General features: G+C 70.0%; 13 protein-coding genes and 1 pseudogene. 9 read left to right on the plus strand and 5 right to left on the minus strand.

The annotated features are described in order from the left end of the window. Positions 1-3 precede the first annotated feature (3 nt). A complete protein-coding gene (locus OG975_RS25020; RefSeq protein WP_406331592.1) occupies positions 4-1,383 on the plus strand; it encodes a cytochrome P450 in 1,380 nt (459 codons plus the stop codon). A 34-nt stretch (positions 1,384-1,417) separates the two neighbouring features. Here OG975_RS25020 and OG975_RS25025 read toward each other — a convergent pair whose 3' ends face one another. Next, positions 1,418-2,680, minus strand: coding sequence for a phthiocerol/phthiodiolone dimycocerosyl transferase family protein (locus tag OG975_RS25025; protein ID WP_406331593.1), 1,263 nt, complete (start codon positions 2,678-2,680; stop codon positions 1,418-1,420). A 269-nt stretch (positions 2,681-2,949) separates the two neighbouring features. Here OG975_RS25025 and OG975_RS25030 point away from each other — a divergent pair, with 269 nt between their 5' ends. The 6 genes and pseudogenes from OG975_RS25030 (at position 2,950) to OG975_RS25055 (ending at position 8,309) form a co-directional block, all read left to right on the plus strand. Then, positions 2,950-4,308 (plus strand): cytochrome P450, encoded by a 1,359-nt coding sequence (locus OG975_RS25030; RefSeq protein ID WP_406331594.1) that lies wholly within the window; start codon positions 2,950-2,952, stop codon positions 4,306-4,308. Next, on the plus strand, positions 4,305-4,943 hold the full coding sequence (locus tag OG975_RS25035) for an ATP-binding cassette domain-containing protein (RefSeq protein WP_406331595.1): 639 nt from the start codon (positions 4,305-4,307) through the stop codon (positions 4,941-4,943). The genes OG975_RS25030 and OG975_RS25035 overlap by 4 nt, the downstream gene beginning before the upstream one ends. Further along, the gene (locus OG975_RS25040) at positions 4,940-5,725 is read left to right on the plus strand and encodes a hypothetical protein (protein ID WP_406331596.1); all 786 of its coding nucleotides are present in this window, start codon (positions 4,940-4,942) and stop codon (positions 5,723-5,725) included. Before OG975_RS25035 ends, OG975_RS25040 begins: the two co-directional genes overlap by 4 nt. Before the next feature lie 63 nt (positions 5,726-5,788). After that, positions 5,789-5,989: pseudogene (locus OG975_RS25045) on the plus strand (VapC toxin family PIN domain ribonuclease); the annotation flags it as partial. Between the two features lie 158 nt (positions 5,990-6,147). Next, positions 6,148-7,440, plus strand: a complete 1,293-nt coding sequence (locus OG975_RS25050) for a hypothetical protein (protein ID WP_406331597.1) — start codon at positions 6,148-6,150, stop codon at positions 7,438-7,440. A gap of 65 nt (positions 7,441-7,505) precedes the next feature. Continuing rightward, positions 7,506-8,309, plus strand: coding sequence for a calcium-binding protein (locus tag OG975_RS25055; RefSeq protein WP_406331598.1), 804 nt, complete (start codon positions 7,506-7,508; stop codon positions 8,307-8,309). A 400-nt stretch (positions 8,310-8,709) separates the two neighbouring features. Here OG975_RS25055 and OG975_RS25060 read toward each other — a convergent pair whose 3' ends face one another. Continuing rightward, positions 8,710-10,104: an FAD-binding oxidoreductase gene (locus OG975_RS25060; protein ID WP_406331599.1), complete on the minus strand. Its 1,395-nt coding sequence runs from the start codon at positions 10,102-10,104 to the stop codon at positions 8,710-8,712. An 87-nt stretch (positions 10,105-10,191) separates the two neighbouring features. Here OG975_RS25060 and OG975_RS25065 point away from each other — a divergent pair, with 87 nt between their 5' ends. Further along, on the plus strand, positions 10,192-10,860 hold the full coding sequence (locus OG975_RS25065; protein ID WP_406331600.1) for a TetR/AcrR family transcriptional regulator: 669 nt from the start codon (positions 10,192-10,194) through the stop codon (positions 10,858-10,860). Positions 10,861-10,906: 46 nt separating this feature from the next. Here the strand turns inward: OG975_RS25065 and OG975_RS25070 are convergent, their stop codons facing one another. From OG975_RS25070 to OG975_RS25080, 3 genes are read right to left on the minus strand one after another with little or no spacing between them, the layout of a single operon-like run. Next, positions 10,907-11,602: a helix-turn-helix domain-containing protein gene (locus OG975_RS25070; protein ID WP_406331601.1), complete on the minus strand. Its 696-nt coding sequence runs from the start codon at positions 11,600-11,602 to the stop codon at positions 10,907-10,909. Then, positions 11,599-11,976, minus strand: coding sequence for a nuclear transport factor 2 family protein (locus OG975_RS25075; protein WP_406331602.1), 378 nt, complete (start codon positions 11,974-11,976; stop codon positions 11,599-11,601). The genes OG975_RS25070 and OG975_RS25075 overlap by 4 nt, the downstream gene beginning before the upstream one ends. 41 nt (positions 11,977-12,017) lie before the next feature. Beyond that, positions 12,018-12,767: an SDR family oxidoreductase gene (locus tag OG975_RS25080; protein ID WP_406331603.1), complete on the minus strand. Its 750-nt coding sequence runs from the start codon at positions 12,765-12,767 to the stop codon at positions 12,018-12,020. 147 nt (positions 12,768-12,914) lie between these two features. Here OG975_RS25080 and OG975_RS25085 point away from each other — a divergent pair, with 147 nt between their 5' ends. After that, the gene (locus OG975_RS25085) at positions 12,915-13,757 is read left to right on the plus strand and encodes a helix-turn-helix transcriptional regulator (protein WP_406331604.1); all 843 of its coding nucleotides are present in this window, start codon (positions 12,915-12,917) and stop codon (positions 13,755-13,757) included. The last annotated feature ends 55 nt before the right edge of the window (positions 13,758-13,812 follow it).

Below are 13,812 nucleotides of genomic sequence, written 5' to 3' on the forward strand. Positions count from 1 at the left end.
ACGATGGCGACCACAAGCCTCCCTGCATCCCTCGTTCCCGCCCCGCGCGCACCCGGTGCGCTGCCCGGCGTGGGCCACCTGCGGCAGTTGCTCGTCGACCCCACCCGGTTCCTGGCCCGGCTGCCGTCCTACGGCGACCTGGTGGAGATCCGGCTCGGTCCGCGCCCCACCTTTGTGGTCTGCAGTCCCGAACTGGTCTCCGAGATCCTGGTGCGCCGCCACCGCGACTTCGACAAGGGCGGCCCCTTCTTCGACAACATCTCCGAGTTCTTCGGAGACGGCCTGGCGACCTGCCCCAACGCCAAGCACACCCGGCTGCGCCGCTTCACCCAGCCGGCCTTCCACCCGAGCAAACTGCCCGGGTACGCGGAGCTGGCCGGGCGCGAGATCACGGCGGTCACTCAGGAGTGGCGCGAGGGACAGGTTCTGGACGTGCGCCGGCTGATGCAGGAACTGGCGATGCGGATCACCGTCTCGACGATGCTGGGGTCATGGTTCGCCGACACAGGTGCGGACGCCGACACGATCGGCCGCACGCTGGGTGACGTGGACGTCCTGGTCAGCGGCGCGTTCCTGCGTATGGTCGCGCCCGGCATCGCCCGCCTCCCGCTGCCGAGCAACCGGCGCTACGTACAGGCCCGGGAGTCGTTGTACGCGCACATCGACGCGACGGTCGCCTCCTACCGCCGGGCCGGTACCGACCAGGGCGACCTGCTGTCCATGTTCCTCGCCGAGGACGGCGACGGAAACGCGCTGTCGGACACGGAAGTACGCGAGCAGGTGATGACCATGTTCATCGCCGGTATCAGTACGACGGCCGCGATGCTCGCCTGGACCTTGTACTACCTCTCGGTGGACGACGATCTCGACGCGGCCGTCGCGGCAGAGGCACAGCAGGTGTGCGGCGACGGCCTCGCACGGCACGAGCACCTTCCGCAGCTGCCGACCCTGATGGCCGTGGTGACCGAGGCCTTCCGGATCAGGCCCTCCGCGTGGCTGTTCAGCAGGACCGCCGTCACGGACACGTCCTTGGGTACCTACCGTGTGCCCGACGGTGCCGACATCCTGATCAGTCCGTACGTCATTCACCACCGGCCCGATCTCTTCCCCGAGCCCGACCGGTTCGACCCGGGGCGCTGGACCGGCGACGGGCGCACGTGGGCCAAGGCCGAGCGGGCGATGGAGCTGGTGCCCTTCGGGACCGGGATCCGCAAGTGCATCGGACACGACTTCACCGTCATGAACGTCATCCTGTCCCTGGCGTCGATCCTGGCCGGCTGGAAGCTGACCCCCGCCACGTCCCGCCCGGTCACCCTCATCGGGCGCAGCATCATCGAACCCCGCAACCTCGATCTGCGCCTGCACCGCCGTCAGGTGTCCTAGGTCCTGGCGGGAACTGCGCCGCTGTCCGCCGCGCCTATTCAGTCAGCGCGTGGTGGACAGCCCGCTCGATGGCGTCGGCCAGGTCGTCGGTCTGCCGTGCGGTGAACCAGTCCGCGGCCATGACCACGGTGATGTCGAGGCCCGCCGAGTCGTCCTGGCTGCCGGTGAGGAAGACGGAGGGCAGGGGGCCGGGGGGAAGGGCGCACCCGTCGATGGGGTCGGACCTCAGGTCCGGGGGAAGCTCCAGCGGCGGAGTCTTGGTCATCAGGTTGCTGACCAGGACGCTGATCGGAGCGTGCGCCACGTCGTCCATCAGCTCGGCGGTCGCGGCGATGGCCTTCTGCACCGTGTTGTTCAGGACGGCTTCGCGCAGTTGCTCCAGTACGCGGCGTCCGAGGTCGACCGGATGGACGTCGGGCCCCACCTCGACCACGGCCTCCGCTGCGGTGGCGGCCAGCACCATCTCGTGCGGGGGCATGGGCGGCCTGAGCCGCCGCCGGAGATCCAGTGTGGACAGGCACGTCATGGGGACGGTTTCGTCCGGGTGAGGCGACTGCGAGTGGACCGCGCGCAGGGCGATGCCGCAGGCCAGCGCGTGCAGACTCATGCGTGCCGCCTTGGCCCGGCGCGTCAGTTGGCCGACCGACCCGGCGGACAGCCGTACCTGCCGCCGGTGGACGCCGGCCTGCGCCGGCGTGCCGTGGCCGGCCGCGAGGGCGGGGATGCACGCGGGGACGATGTCCCGCATCCGCGCCGAGCGGTCCCGGAGGAATGCGGCCAGCTCCTCGGCGGAGAACCGGGCGCGGAAGTGCTCCTCGACGGGGCGGGGCAACCCGGCGGTACGCGGCGGCAGCACAGGCGCCCGGCCAGTGACGCGTTCGCTGTAGCTGCGCCACAGGGTGTGCAGCAGCGTCAGCGCACTGACGCCGTCGCTGATGGCGTGGTGCACCGACAGGGCCAACCGGTGGCGGTCCTCCGCCTCCTCGGTCACGACGGCCCTGAGCAGCGGTGTGTCCGGCGCGTAGGGCGCCCCGACCTGTTCGATGCCGTCGGCCACACCGAGACGCGGGCCGGGCACCGACGGGTCCAGCCGCAGGACGTGCCCCTGGTCCACGGCCACGATCCGCGCGGACAGCACAGGGTGCAGGACGAGCAGGTCCCCGACGGCGGCCGCCAGCGCGTCGAGGTCGAGACGGCCCCGCAGCCGCTGGGTGAAACAGATCGGCGTACCGAACGAGGCGAAGGCCAACTCGCTGGCCGCGAGCGGGCGTTCCTCCACCACGGTGGCGTCGGGCACGATGATCTCCCTGCAGAGGCGGTGGGCCGGCGCCATGATGCTCGTGCACGGCCGGCGGTCACCGCAACGCGGTCCGCCCCGGTTCACTCCGTCGAGGTCTTCGCACGTCAACGGCGTCGGGCACGCTTCAGCCGAACGACTCAAACGGCCACCCCGACGGTGCCGTATCCCGCCGAACAGAGCCGGTCCGGCCCCGAACTGATCTAGACACGTTCCCGGACATCGGCGGCTGTTGACCCCACAGCCTGTGCGGAAGGAACCCATTCCCCATGAGCAGGACACGATCCGACTTCCGATTCGCGGACGCACCGGGCGCGTTGCCGGGCCTGGGGCACGCACTGCGGGTCTGGAGAGCGCCGTTGTCCTTCCTCTCCTCGCTGCCGAGCCAGGGGGATCTCGTACGCGTCCGACTCGGGCCGCAGCCCCTCTATGTGGTCTGCCATCCGGAACTGGCCGACCAGGTACTGCGGGACCCCCACACGTACCCCAAAGGGGGCCTGGGATACGCCCAGACACGCACGCTCCTCGGCGACGGCCTCTTCACGTGCTCGAACGCCAAGCACAAGCGGACACGACGGCTGCTCCAGCCACCGTTCCAGCGCACCCACGTCGCCGATTACATCCCCGCCATGGTCGAGACGGCCGACGCGGTGACCGGGGCCTGGCGATCCGGCGTTCCGTGCGACGTGATGCGCGAGATGACGGCCGTGGCCGCGACGATCGGCCTACGCACGATGTTCGCCGCGAAGATCACGGAGCACTACCGCGACGAGACTCAGGCCTGCATCGATGAGATCATCGGCGGGATCCACCACGAGGTGCTCACCTCCGCGCTCGGAGTGCGGTGGCTGTTCCCCCACCGCACCCGCCGCTTCCATCGGACGCTGACCAGGTACGAGCAGATCATCGACGAAGTGATCCTCGCCTACCGCCGCTCCGGCGAGGATCACGCGGACATCCTCTCCATGCTCATGGCGGCACGTGACGACGCAGGGGAGCCGATGAGCGACCGCGACGTGCGCGACAACGTCATCACCATGTTCACCGCGGCGACAGCGGCGGGTCGTGCCAGCGCCATGGCGTGGGCCCTGCACCTGCTCGACCGCCACCCGGACATCGCCCGTCGTGTCCAGCACGAGATCGACTCCGTCCTGGGAGGCGATCCACCGGACGATGCGGCGCTCCGACGCCTGGAACTCACCCGGCACGTCGTCCTGGAGACCTTGCGGCTGTATCCGCACGGCTGGCTCATCCCCCGCAGCGTCGCCACACCCGTCGAACTGGCCGGGCAGATCCTGCCACCCGGTACCAACCTGTTCGTCAGCCCGTACCAGCTGCACCGCCAACCGCGTCTCTTCCCCGACCCCGAGCGGTTCGACCCCGACCGGTGGGCAACCGAAGCCCCCGGCCCCCGCGAGGCGTACATCCCGTTCGGCAACGGCTCCCGCAAGTGCCTAGGAGAAGCCTTCGCGCTCACCGAGATCGTCGTCGTCCTCGCCCGGGTTCTCCAGAGCTGGACCCTGGACGGGCAAGCCGCCTCCTCGCGCCCCCCGGTCCCGCGCGTCAACACGCTGCTGGAGGCCCCGCCCCTGGTCATGACGCCTCAGCTGCGGGACTCCCGGTCATGACCGCTCCACCCACTTCCGCCGCAACCGCCCTCAGCGCACAGGACGTTCACAAGGCATACGGCAAACACGTCGTACTGGCAGGCGTCGACCTCACCATCCGTTCCGGGGAGACGGTCGGGGTCGTCGGGGAGAACGGCGCCGGCAAAAGCACCCTCCTGCGCATCCTGTGCGGAGACCTGCGGCCGGACAAGGGCAGCGTCGTGATCGACGGCACCCTCAGCCACTGCCCCCAACACCCCGTTCTCAACAACGCCCTTACGCCGTTCCAGCACCTGAACCTGTTCCAGGAGGCCTTCCGCCTCCGGAACCTGGACCACGCCCACGAGCTGATCGACCGGCTCGCCTTCGCCGACCACCTGCACCGTCCCGTCAAAGTCCTCAGCGGCGGAACACGGCAGAAGCTCAACCTCGTCCTCGCCCTCATGCACGATCCCGACGTGGCACTGCTCGACGAGCCCTACCAGGGCTTCGACTGGCAGACCTACCTGGCCTTCTGGGACCTCGCCGCCGCCCGCCGCGCGGCCGGGCGCACCACCGTCGTCATCTCCCACCTCGCCTACGACATCGACCGCCTGGACTCCGTCATCCAACTCACCGGCAAAGTCGCCGTCCTGACCAAGGGAGCCGACCGGTGAGGGCCTATCGCATCGCGGCCCGCTACAACCTGGCCGAACTCGCCAAGAGCACGCTCGCCGCCCTCCTGCTGGCCGTCCTCATCCCCGTGTGGATCCTCGCCGCGCCACAGGTCTTCGCAGCCGCCTCGCTGACCTTCCGGCTACGCGCGACCGGCCGGACGCTCACCGCCGCGACGGACCACGTGGGCCAGATCCACGGTTGCCTCGGCGTGGTCATGCTCCTGATGGCCTTCCTCACCTTCAGCGCCGCCCGCCAGGCCGGCCCCTTCGACCGCCGGCTCACCGCGGCCGGCTACCCGCGCACTCCGCTCCTGCTGGCCAAGGCCACCTCGCTGCTCTCGGCCGCCGCGGTCGTCGCCCTGTACACCACCGTATGGACGCTGGCCGTATGGTCGCCCCGCCACCCGGAGTTCCTCTGGCTCGGCCTCTTCACCGCATGCCTGGTCTACGGAGCCTTCGGCCTCGTCCTCGCCCTCTTCCTGCCCGGTGAACTCGAAGGCATGGTCGTCATCTTCGCCACCAGCAACCTCGACCTGCTCCCACAAAGCCCCCTGGTCAACCCCGATCCGCACGGTTTCCTGGGCCCCTTGCTCCCGATGTACGGCCCCATGCAGACCTGCCTCGCCGCCGGCCTTGCCCCCTCGACCCCGCTCCGCCCCGTCATCGCAAGCCTCTTGTGGACCGGTGCCCTCACCCTCATCGCTCTCCTCGCCTTCTGGATCCGAACCCGCACGCGGCAGCCCCGTGACACATCAAGCAGCTGGGCTCCATACGGCGGCTGACCCACGAAACGGCGGGGCGTAAGCGAGGCTGAGATCATCCGTCAGGGCATCCATCCCGCGATCATGGCCGCCGGTCTCCTGGTCATGTCACCACTTCTGCCGGCCGAACCCGATCACGTAGCCACGCGCGAACTCGGGCGGGAGACAGCCCTCGGCGCGGTCGACGACATCCGGCGCTGGAGGGGTCGGGGCCGCGTCGTCATGCCGGAGATCACGGAGGGCCACCTGGGCGCCGCCCAGTCCGTCCGCGTCCGCCATGGCGCGCCAGGTGGCCTCGTTCAGCCCGTCCGAACCGCATGTGACGTTTGAGCATGCAGGTGCGCTAGGTACTGAGGGCAGCCTGTGTGACGGCTGTGCCGAAGTCACGGGAATGAACTGGGGGATCAGGTATGGCTCCGCGTGCAGCACGTCATCGGCGTTCGGTGAAGCGTCGTGTTCTTGCCGGGGTTTCCGTCGCCGCGGCGGCTGGGATCGCGGCCACCGCGACGATGGCCATGAACGCCGAGGCGGCGTGGACGTCGGCGTGGAACGTGTCGGCCTCCGGCTGGACCCCTGACGATTCCCCCACGGTGTCGGTCGACCGGCAGGGCGACGCTCTGCTGGCCTGGAATGCCTGCGACCTGTCGACGCCGGGCTGCTACTACCGGATCCAGACCAGAGTGAAGACCGCCGGCGGTACGGTGACAGCGATCCGCACCCTGTCGCCCGATGGTGCCGCGCCGTCCTGGCCGGAGGCCGCCTCCGACGACACCGGCGACTCGGCGGTGGTCTGGCAGCAGGACAGCCAGGTCGTGGGCCGCCGGGTCTCGGCCTCCGGCAGCCTCGTCGGACCGCTCCAGAAGCTGTCCACGTCGGCGCCCGCGACCACCCCGGTGGTCGCCGTGACCCCGGGCGGCACCGCGATGGCGGCCTGGACGGAGAGCCGCGACGGAAGCTGGTACGCGGTCGCTCGCCGCCTCAAGCTCGACGGCACGATCGGCGCGGCCATCACCCTCGGCTCGGGCTCGGCGGAGAAGCCGGCCATCGGAGTGGACCGGGGCGGCCAGTTCGTCGTCGCCTGGGCGCGCGGCTCGGACGTCGTGGCCAAGCGGATCACGTCGACGTCCGTCTCCTCGACGAAGGTGCTCACCTCGCCGATCGCGTCGTACGGCGGTTTCGGCATGGTGCGTGTCGGCGTGGACCGGGACGGCGACGCGGTCATCAGCTACCACTCCGGCGGCGGCGCCCGCTCGCAGGTCTGGGCCTCACGCTGGAGCCGCACCGGCACCCTGGCGTCCCCCCTGCGCATCTCGGCGTCCACCGACAACGTGGGCTTCCACCACGCCCTCGCGACCGACCTCGACGGCGACTCGATGATCGTGTGGACCCGCTACACCAACGGCAAGCTCGAGTTGGTCGGCCGTCGCCTGTCCGCGGGCGGCACCCGCGGCAGCGTCACCACCCTGGGTCTCGGCGACCGCCCCGACCTGGCCCTCGACGACGACGGCGACGGCATGCTGGTCTTCCACACGGTCGTCCCCAAGTCGACGCCCCCGTACAGCTACACCAAGACCAGCGCCCGCCTGATCAGCCGTTCCGGCGCCTTCGGCACCACGAAGACACTCACGTCGGACGGCCATGTACCCCAGGTCGACACCCGCCCGACCTCCCGGTTCACGGTGATCTGGCAGCAGGAGAGCTTCCCGTACACGATCAAGTCGGTCACCGGTCCCTGACCGGCATCAACTGCCCGCCGCTCCCGCTCGGCGGGTTCCCACTTTTCCCTCTGTGAAGGAGATACATGCGCAAGAGCGCTGCCTCTGCTCTGCTCGGTGCCCTCGCCGTGCTGGCCGGCTTCGCCGTCCCCGGTGCCTATGCGGGCGAGACCCAGACCGACGTCCAGATCAGCAACGTCTCCTTCGACGGTGGCAAGAACATCGTGGTGGGTCTCGACGCCAAGACGATCACGGTTTCAGGAACCTTCACCCACCCGTCGGGCATCCAGGACGCGGACTTCGTCCTGTGGCGCGGACCGGATGGTGCGAACCCCTACGAGATCTACGACGACCGCATCGTGTCGAACGAGTACTACTCCCATGCGGACTGCGTCGCCTCGAGTGCCACCACCTCCACCTGCTCGCAGACGATCTCCCTCGAACCGGACTGGAAGTACGGCGGTACCGCGCTCACCAACGCCCACGCCGGCACCTGGAAGGTCAGTGTGCAGGGGGTGGCCAATGACGACAGCTGGACCCAATCGGCGAGCTACTCCACGACCCGTCTGCAGCGGCAGTCCAAACTCACCGTGAACGCGGGCCCGGAGCCGATCGCCCAGGGCAAGACCCTCACCGTCACCGGCAAGCTCACCCGGGCCGACTGGGACAACCTCGATTACCGGGGTTACACCAACCAGCCGGTCAAGCTCCAGTTCCGCAAGGCCGGTACCACGACCTACACGACCGTCAAGACCGTGTACACCTCCAGCACCGGCAACCTGACGACCACGGTCCCCGCGTCCGAAGACGGCTACTGGCGCTGGAACTTCGCAGGCACCTCCACCACCCCGGCCGTCAAGGCGACCGGCGACTTCGTGGACGTGCAATAACCCGAACGTCGCTCTCCCGCCCCCCGGTCTGGACAGCAACGAACCCCCAGGTCTGTGACCTGGGGGTTCGCGTGGAGCGGGTGACGAGAATCGAACTCGCACTCTCAGCTTGGGAAGCGACGGCGCTTGGGTCGAACTCCTGCGAGGCCGAAAGGAGAGCGGGAGGAAAGGAGAGCCGGGGGCTCCTGGAATCCCGCCCGGCAAGGACCGTACGGACCGAGACCACGGCCTCGCAGGATAGAGCGCAATACGACTCAGCCGACGGTGCTGCGATGGTATGCGCGACACCTGCCGCTCCGGTCCGCGTTGTCGCCGACAGCCGGCACCAGGGCGGTGAGGACAACTCCGCTGCCCGGCCCTTCTGCCTCGCCGGCTTCCGGCCCGGCCCGCCGGTGTGCGGTCATCCGGCGGTTGCCGGGGCGATGTTCTTGTTGAAGCGGAGCAGGTTGTCCGGGTCCCAGGTGGCCTTGACCGTGCGCAGTCGCCGGTGCTTGGCCTCGTTGCCGTGGACGCCGCTGCGCCACGCGTCGCCGAGGTCGTCGGTGAGGTTGGTGTAGCCGCTGTTCAGTGAGTGGGGGCGCATCGCCTCGCCGATGGTCGTCGCCCACTGTTCGTACGGTGCGTCGTGCTCGGGGTCGTCCCACATGTTGACGGCCTCCCACAGCCAGGCGGCGCCCTCGCGGGAGAAGGCGGTGGCGTTCTCGGCGACGTCCTCGGAGATCGCGCCGCCCATGCTCCAGAGGTTGAAGGAGGTGGTGGCGCCGGGGTTCGCGGGCGCGGTGGCGGCCTGGTCCAGCAGGGTGCCGATCGCATCGGTGGACAGGGCCGGCAGGTAGCCGCCGCGCAGGTTCATGCGCTTGCCGTACGGGGCTACGGCGTCCAGCATGCTGTTGGCCCGCAGCCACGGCATCTGCGCGACCAGGTCGGCCACCGGCCGGCCGAGCGCGGCGAGCGGCTCGATGGCCTCGTCCGCTGTGGCGAGGTCGCCGGTGTAGACGGGGACGAGGATCAGGACCGGCTTTCCGTGCGCCTCCGGCGGCAGCATCGGCAGCGCGGGCGCCGGGGCGAGCACGGCCAGCAGGCCCAGTTCGCGCGGGGCGGTGGCCATGTGCGCCGGGAGCTTGCCGAGGATGTCGGCGGCCTGGTCGAACGGGAAGATCAGTTGTCCGGCGACGACGTCGGGGCCGACCGGGTGCGCCCGGTACTCGAAGGCCGTGACGACGCCGAAGTTGCCGCCCCCGCCGCGCAGCGCCCAGAACAGCTCCGGGTTCTCGGCTTCGTCGGCGCGGACCCTGCGGCCGTCGACGGTGATCATCTCGCAGGCGAGCAGGTTGTCGACGGTCGCCCCGAAGCGGCGCATCAGGTGGCCGATGCCGCCGCCCAGGGTCAGTCCGGCGACGCCGGTGCTGCTGACCGTCCCGGCGGGCACGGCGAGACCGTGCTCCTGCGCGGCGGCATCCAACTCGCCGAGCAGAACGCCTGGTTGGGCCCGCACCACTCGGGTCTCCGGGTCGACGGTGACCGCCTTCATCAGCGAGAGGTCGACGACCAGTGCGCCGCCGGGCATCGCGTACCCGTCCGAGCCGTGCCCTCCGCCCCGCACGGCCACCGGGATGCCGTGGGCGGAGGCGTGGCGCAGCACGGTCGCGACGTCATCCTCGTCGGCGCATTGCGCGATCAGCGCGGGGCCTGCGTCGGCGGCGCGGCCTTGGTACAGCGCGCGGGCAGCGTCGTACCGGTCGCCGTCGCCGGGCCGCAGCACCGTGCCACGGAAGTCGGCGGGGAAGTCGGTCATGGGGGCCTCCTCATGCAGGGCAAGGCAGGGACAGGGCTAACCGGAAAATGAATTTCCGGTTAGGTCGGAGGCTAACATCGAAGCCAAATGAGCCCGTCCACACCCCCCGCCGGCCGTCCGCTGCGCGCTGACGCCCGCGAGAACATCCGACTGATCCTGGAAGCCGCCCAGGAGGTCTTCGCCGACCGCGGGTACGAGGTCTCGATCGAGGAGGTCGCCCGCCGGTCGGGAGTGGGCATGGGCACCATCTACCGGCACTTTCCGAACAAGAGCGCCCTGGTCGAACGCGTCGCGATCGACGTCATGACCGAGACGTCCGCGGAGATCGAACGCGCCGTGGCTCAGGAGCCGGATCCCTGGGCGGCCTTCACGCGGGTGATGCGGCACATGGCGCGCTTCCGCAGCAGTCAGATGTTCCCCGTTTCCCGGAGACGTACGACGGATCCGGGACCCGAACTCATGGCGGCCCGAGCGGCTCTGCTGGCCGATCTCGACGGCCTGGTGACCCGGGCTCAGGACGAGGGGTGCCTACGTACGGACGCGAACGTGTTCGACGTCGTTCTGATGCTGAACTCGATCCCGGCCCGGATCCCCGACGACGAGACCACCGGCCCGTCGGCGGATCTCGCGGGCCGCCACCTCGCCGTACTCCTCGACGGCCTGCGCTCGCGCCCGGCCGACGGGGAGCCGCTGCCGCCACCGGCCGCCGGCCGCCGCGACCTCGACCGGTTCTTCCGGACACGCTTCGGGCTCTGAGCCGGTACGGACGGCGAAGGGCCATCCGGCCGTCGCCGTCGGAGATTCAGGGCAGGTCGTCGTGGGTCGGTCGCGTTCCTGCCGTCATGGAGGCGTCACCCTCGTCGGCTCGGGTCACTCGCCGCACCAGGTCCACCCAGGTGGCCTGGAGACGTGCGACGGGAACCTCGCACTCGTGACGCAGGTAGTCCGCCGTCTCGAAGTCCGCGAAGGCCAGCAGGGCGTGGGCGAGCATGTCGTGGTCCGCGTCGACTCCCGTCTCTCTCAGGAGGGTTGACGCGTGGCGGTGGATGGCGCGGCCGGTGTCGGAGGCGTGACGGCGTTCATGGAGGACCTCGCGTCCCAACGCGGCGCCCAGGTCCGCGTCGGCGGCGATGCGCTCGATCAGGGCACAGCCGAACGCCGTCAGCCGTTCCTTCGCGGGCGCGCCCGGACCCAGTGGTGGGGGACCGCAGGTGTACGCCTCCTGGAACCCGGCCTCCGCCTCACCGAGGAGGGCGAGCAGAAGCCCGTCGCGGTCGCCGAACCGGCGAAAGAGAGTGCCCTTGCCCACCCCGGCCGCCTCCGCGACCTCCTGCATCGTCACGTGCTCGGCCCCACGTTCGGCGACCAGCCGGGCGGCAGCCTCCAGCAGCCGCGCACGGTTGCGGGCGGCATCGGCCCGCTCGGCGGCGACGTCGTTCCTCAGAGGAAGCGGCCGAAGAACTGACAGAAGGCGGAGCGTCAGTACCTGATGAGTCATGTGAGGTGTATGGCCCGCCGGGAAATGCGCCAGCCGTCCTCGGTACGCCGCACTTCGTCCGCGTAGACGACGCTGATGACGGTGCCGCCGTCCACGATGCCCAGGCCCTTCGACCGGACACGGACCTCGTCATCCGGGCCTTCCGACACGACGATGTTCGTCGTGTGGTGAGCACGCGCGTGCCCGTCGGCGCTCAGGACAGAGGTGATCGCGTCCAGTCCGACGACCGGGTCGAAGCCGAAGGCGCTTCCGTCCCACACCGCGTCCTCGGTGAGGACTTCACCGAGGCGGCCCAGCTCGTGGTCGTCCATGATGTGGCCCCACAGGGCCAGGACTCTTGCTATGTCGATCGTGTCGTCATTCGTGGGTTTCACGTCGGTCCTCAGAAGTCAGGAGTGTCCGGGGCGGGCGCCGCTCAGACGCCGCTGAGCATGGCGAGGACGTTGTCGTACGTGCCGTTGGCCTCCGCGTCGCGTACGAACCGGGCGCGCTCGACGACGAGTTCCTTGGCGTCGGGCTTCTCGCGCAGCAGGTCGAGGGTCTCGGTGAGGAAGTCGTCCAGCGGCATGGCGTTCTCGTCGTCCTGCTGTCCGAGCAGAGTCGTGCGCACGCCCGGCGGGGCCACCTCGATCACCTGGACGCCGGTGTCGGCGCCGGCGAGCTGCACGCGCAGGCTCTCGGAGAAGGAGTGCAGCGCGGCCTTGGTCGCGTTGTAGGTGGGAGTGATCGGCAGCGGCACGAACGCCAGCGCGGAAGTGACGTTCATGACGGCCGAGTCATTCTTGCCGACCAGCAGCGGCAGGAAGGCGTACGTCATCCGGATCGTGCCGAGCAGGTTGACCGTGACGTGATCCTCGGCGACCTGGAGGTCTGCCGGGTCGAGGAGGTTCTCCCGCAGCATGATGCCGGCGTTGTTGACCAGGACGTTCAGCTCCGGATGGGCGGACGCCATCGTTTCCCGGGCCTGGGCGATCGACGCGGGGTCCGTGACGTCGAGGACGAGCGCCTCGACGCCCGGATGCGCGGCCGTGATCTCGTCGAGCAGTTCCTTGCGCCGGCCGGCGACGATCACCTTGTTGCCGGCCTCGTGCAGGCGCAGGGCCAGGCCGAGCCCGATGCCCGAGGTGCCGCCGGTGATCAGGATCGTGTTGCCGGTCATCTTCATGGGGTCTCTTTCGTTCGCTGGCCGCGGGCCGGTGGGCTGCCCGCAGCCTCGACCGTAGGAGCGCCTGCGCGGAGGCGGGAGAGGAAGGTTTATCCATGGATCGGCGGTCCCTGGCTGGGACAACGGAAAGCGGCGACGATGGAGGGCATGGACAAGAAGGAGCTGGCGGAGTTTCTGCGTCGGCGGCGCGAGGCGCTGCGCCCCCGCGACGTCGGACTGGTCGAGGGCCCGCGCCGGCGCACCCAGGGGCTGCGCCGCGAGGAGGTCGCCCAGCTCGCCGGCATGTCCACCGACTACTACGCCCGCCTGGAACAGCAGCGCGCCCCGCAACCGTCCCTCCAGATCACCACCGCTCTCGCCCGGGCCCTACGGCTGACACCGGACGAACGCGACCACCTCTTCGCGCTCATCGGCCACAACGCCCCCGTCCGCTTCCAGCGTTCCGAGCATGTCAGCCCGGCCCTCATGCGGGTCCTGGAGCGCCTGAACGACGACACCCCGGCCCTGGTGCTGTCCGACATGGCCGACACCCTCGCGATGAACCCGATCGCCATGGCGCTGCTCGGCGACCAGACCCGCCACACCGGCCTGGCCCGTAGCGCCTACTACCGCTGGTTCACCGACCCCACCGAGCGGCTGGTGTACCCCGAGGAGGACCACCCCCGCCACAGCCGCGCCCAGGCAGCCCGCCTGCGGGCCGCGCTCACCGCCGGCAGCGGCGACCCCCGGGCCGCCCGGATCGTCGCCGAACTCCAGGAACGCAGCCCCGAGTTCGCCGGCCTGTGGGAACTCCAGGAAGTCGCCCAGCGCTACGGCGAGACCAAGACGATCGTCCACCCCGACCTCGGCCGCATCGACGTCGACGCACAGGTCCTGTTCACCGAGAACCGCGCCCAGACCCTGGTGGTCATGACCGCCCGCCCCGGCACGGAGAGCCAGGGAAAGCTCGAACTGCTCTCCGTCATAGGACACCAGCAGTTCACCCTCTGAGCCCTCCGCGATAACGCGGGCAGGGGGTCGACGGAGACGAGTTCGGGATGGTCCC

The organism is Streptomyces sp. NBC_00203 (genome assembly GCF_045206325.1).
In the GTDB taxonomy this organism is placed as follows: domain Bacteria; phylum Actinomycetota; class Actinomycetes; order Streptomycetales; family Streptomycetaceae; genus Streptomyces; species Streptomyces lutosisoli.

Bases quoted from the DNA above. Each gene is read 5' to 3' on its own strand.
- OG975_RS25070 (WP_406331601.1), bottom strand. From the start codon at position 11,602: ATGACTCATCAGGTACTGACGCTCCGCCTTCTGTCAGTTCTTCGGCCG.
- OG975_RS25030 (WP_406331594.1), top strand. From the start codon at position 2,950: ATGAGCAGGACACGATCCGACTTCCGATTCGCGGACGCACCGGGCGCG.
- OG975_RS25065 (WP_406331600.1), top strand. From the start codon at position 10,192: ATGAGCCCGTCCACACCCCCCGCCGGCCGTCCGCTGCGCGCTGACGCC.
- OG975_RS25080 (WP_406331603.1), bottom strand. From the start codon at position 12,767: ATGAAGATGACCGGCAACACGATCCTGATCACCGGCGGCACCTCGGGC.
- OG975_RS25055 (WP_406331598.1), top strand. From the start codon at position 7,506: ATGCGCAAGAGCGCTGCCTCTGCTCTGCTCGGTGCCCTCGCCGTGCTG.
- OG975_RS25060 (WP_406331599.1), bottom strand. From the start codon at position 10,104: ATGACCGACTTCCCCGCCGACTTCCGTGGCACGGTGCTGCGGCCCGGC.
- OG975_RS25035 (WP_406331595.1), top strand. From the start codon at position 4,305: ATGACCGCTCCACCCACTTCCGCCGCAACCGCCCTCAGCGCACAGGAC.
- OG975_RS25085 (WP_406331604.1), top strand. From the start codon at position 12,915: ATGGACAAGAAGGAGCTGGCGGAGTTTCTGCGTCGGCGGCGCGAGGCG.
- OG975_RS25020 (WP_406331592.1), top strand. From the start codon at position 4: ATGGCGACCACAAGCCTCCCTGCATCCCTCGTTCCCGCCCCGCGCGCA.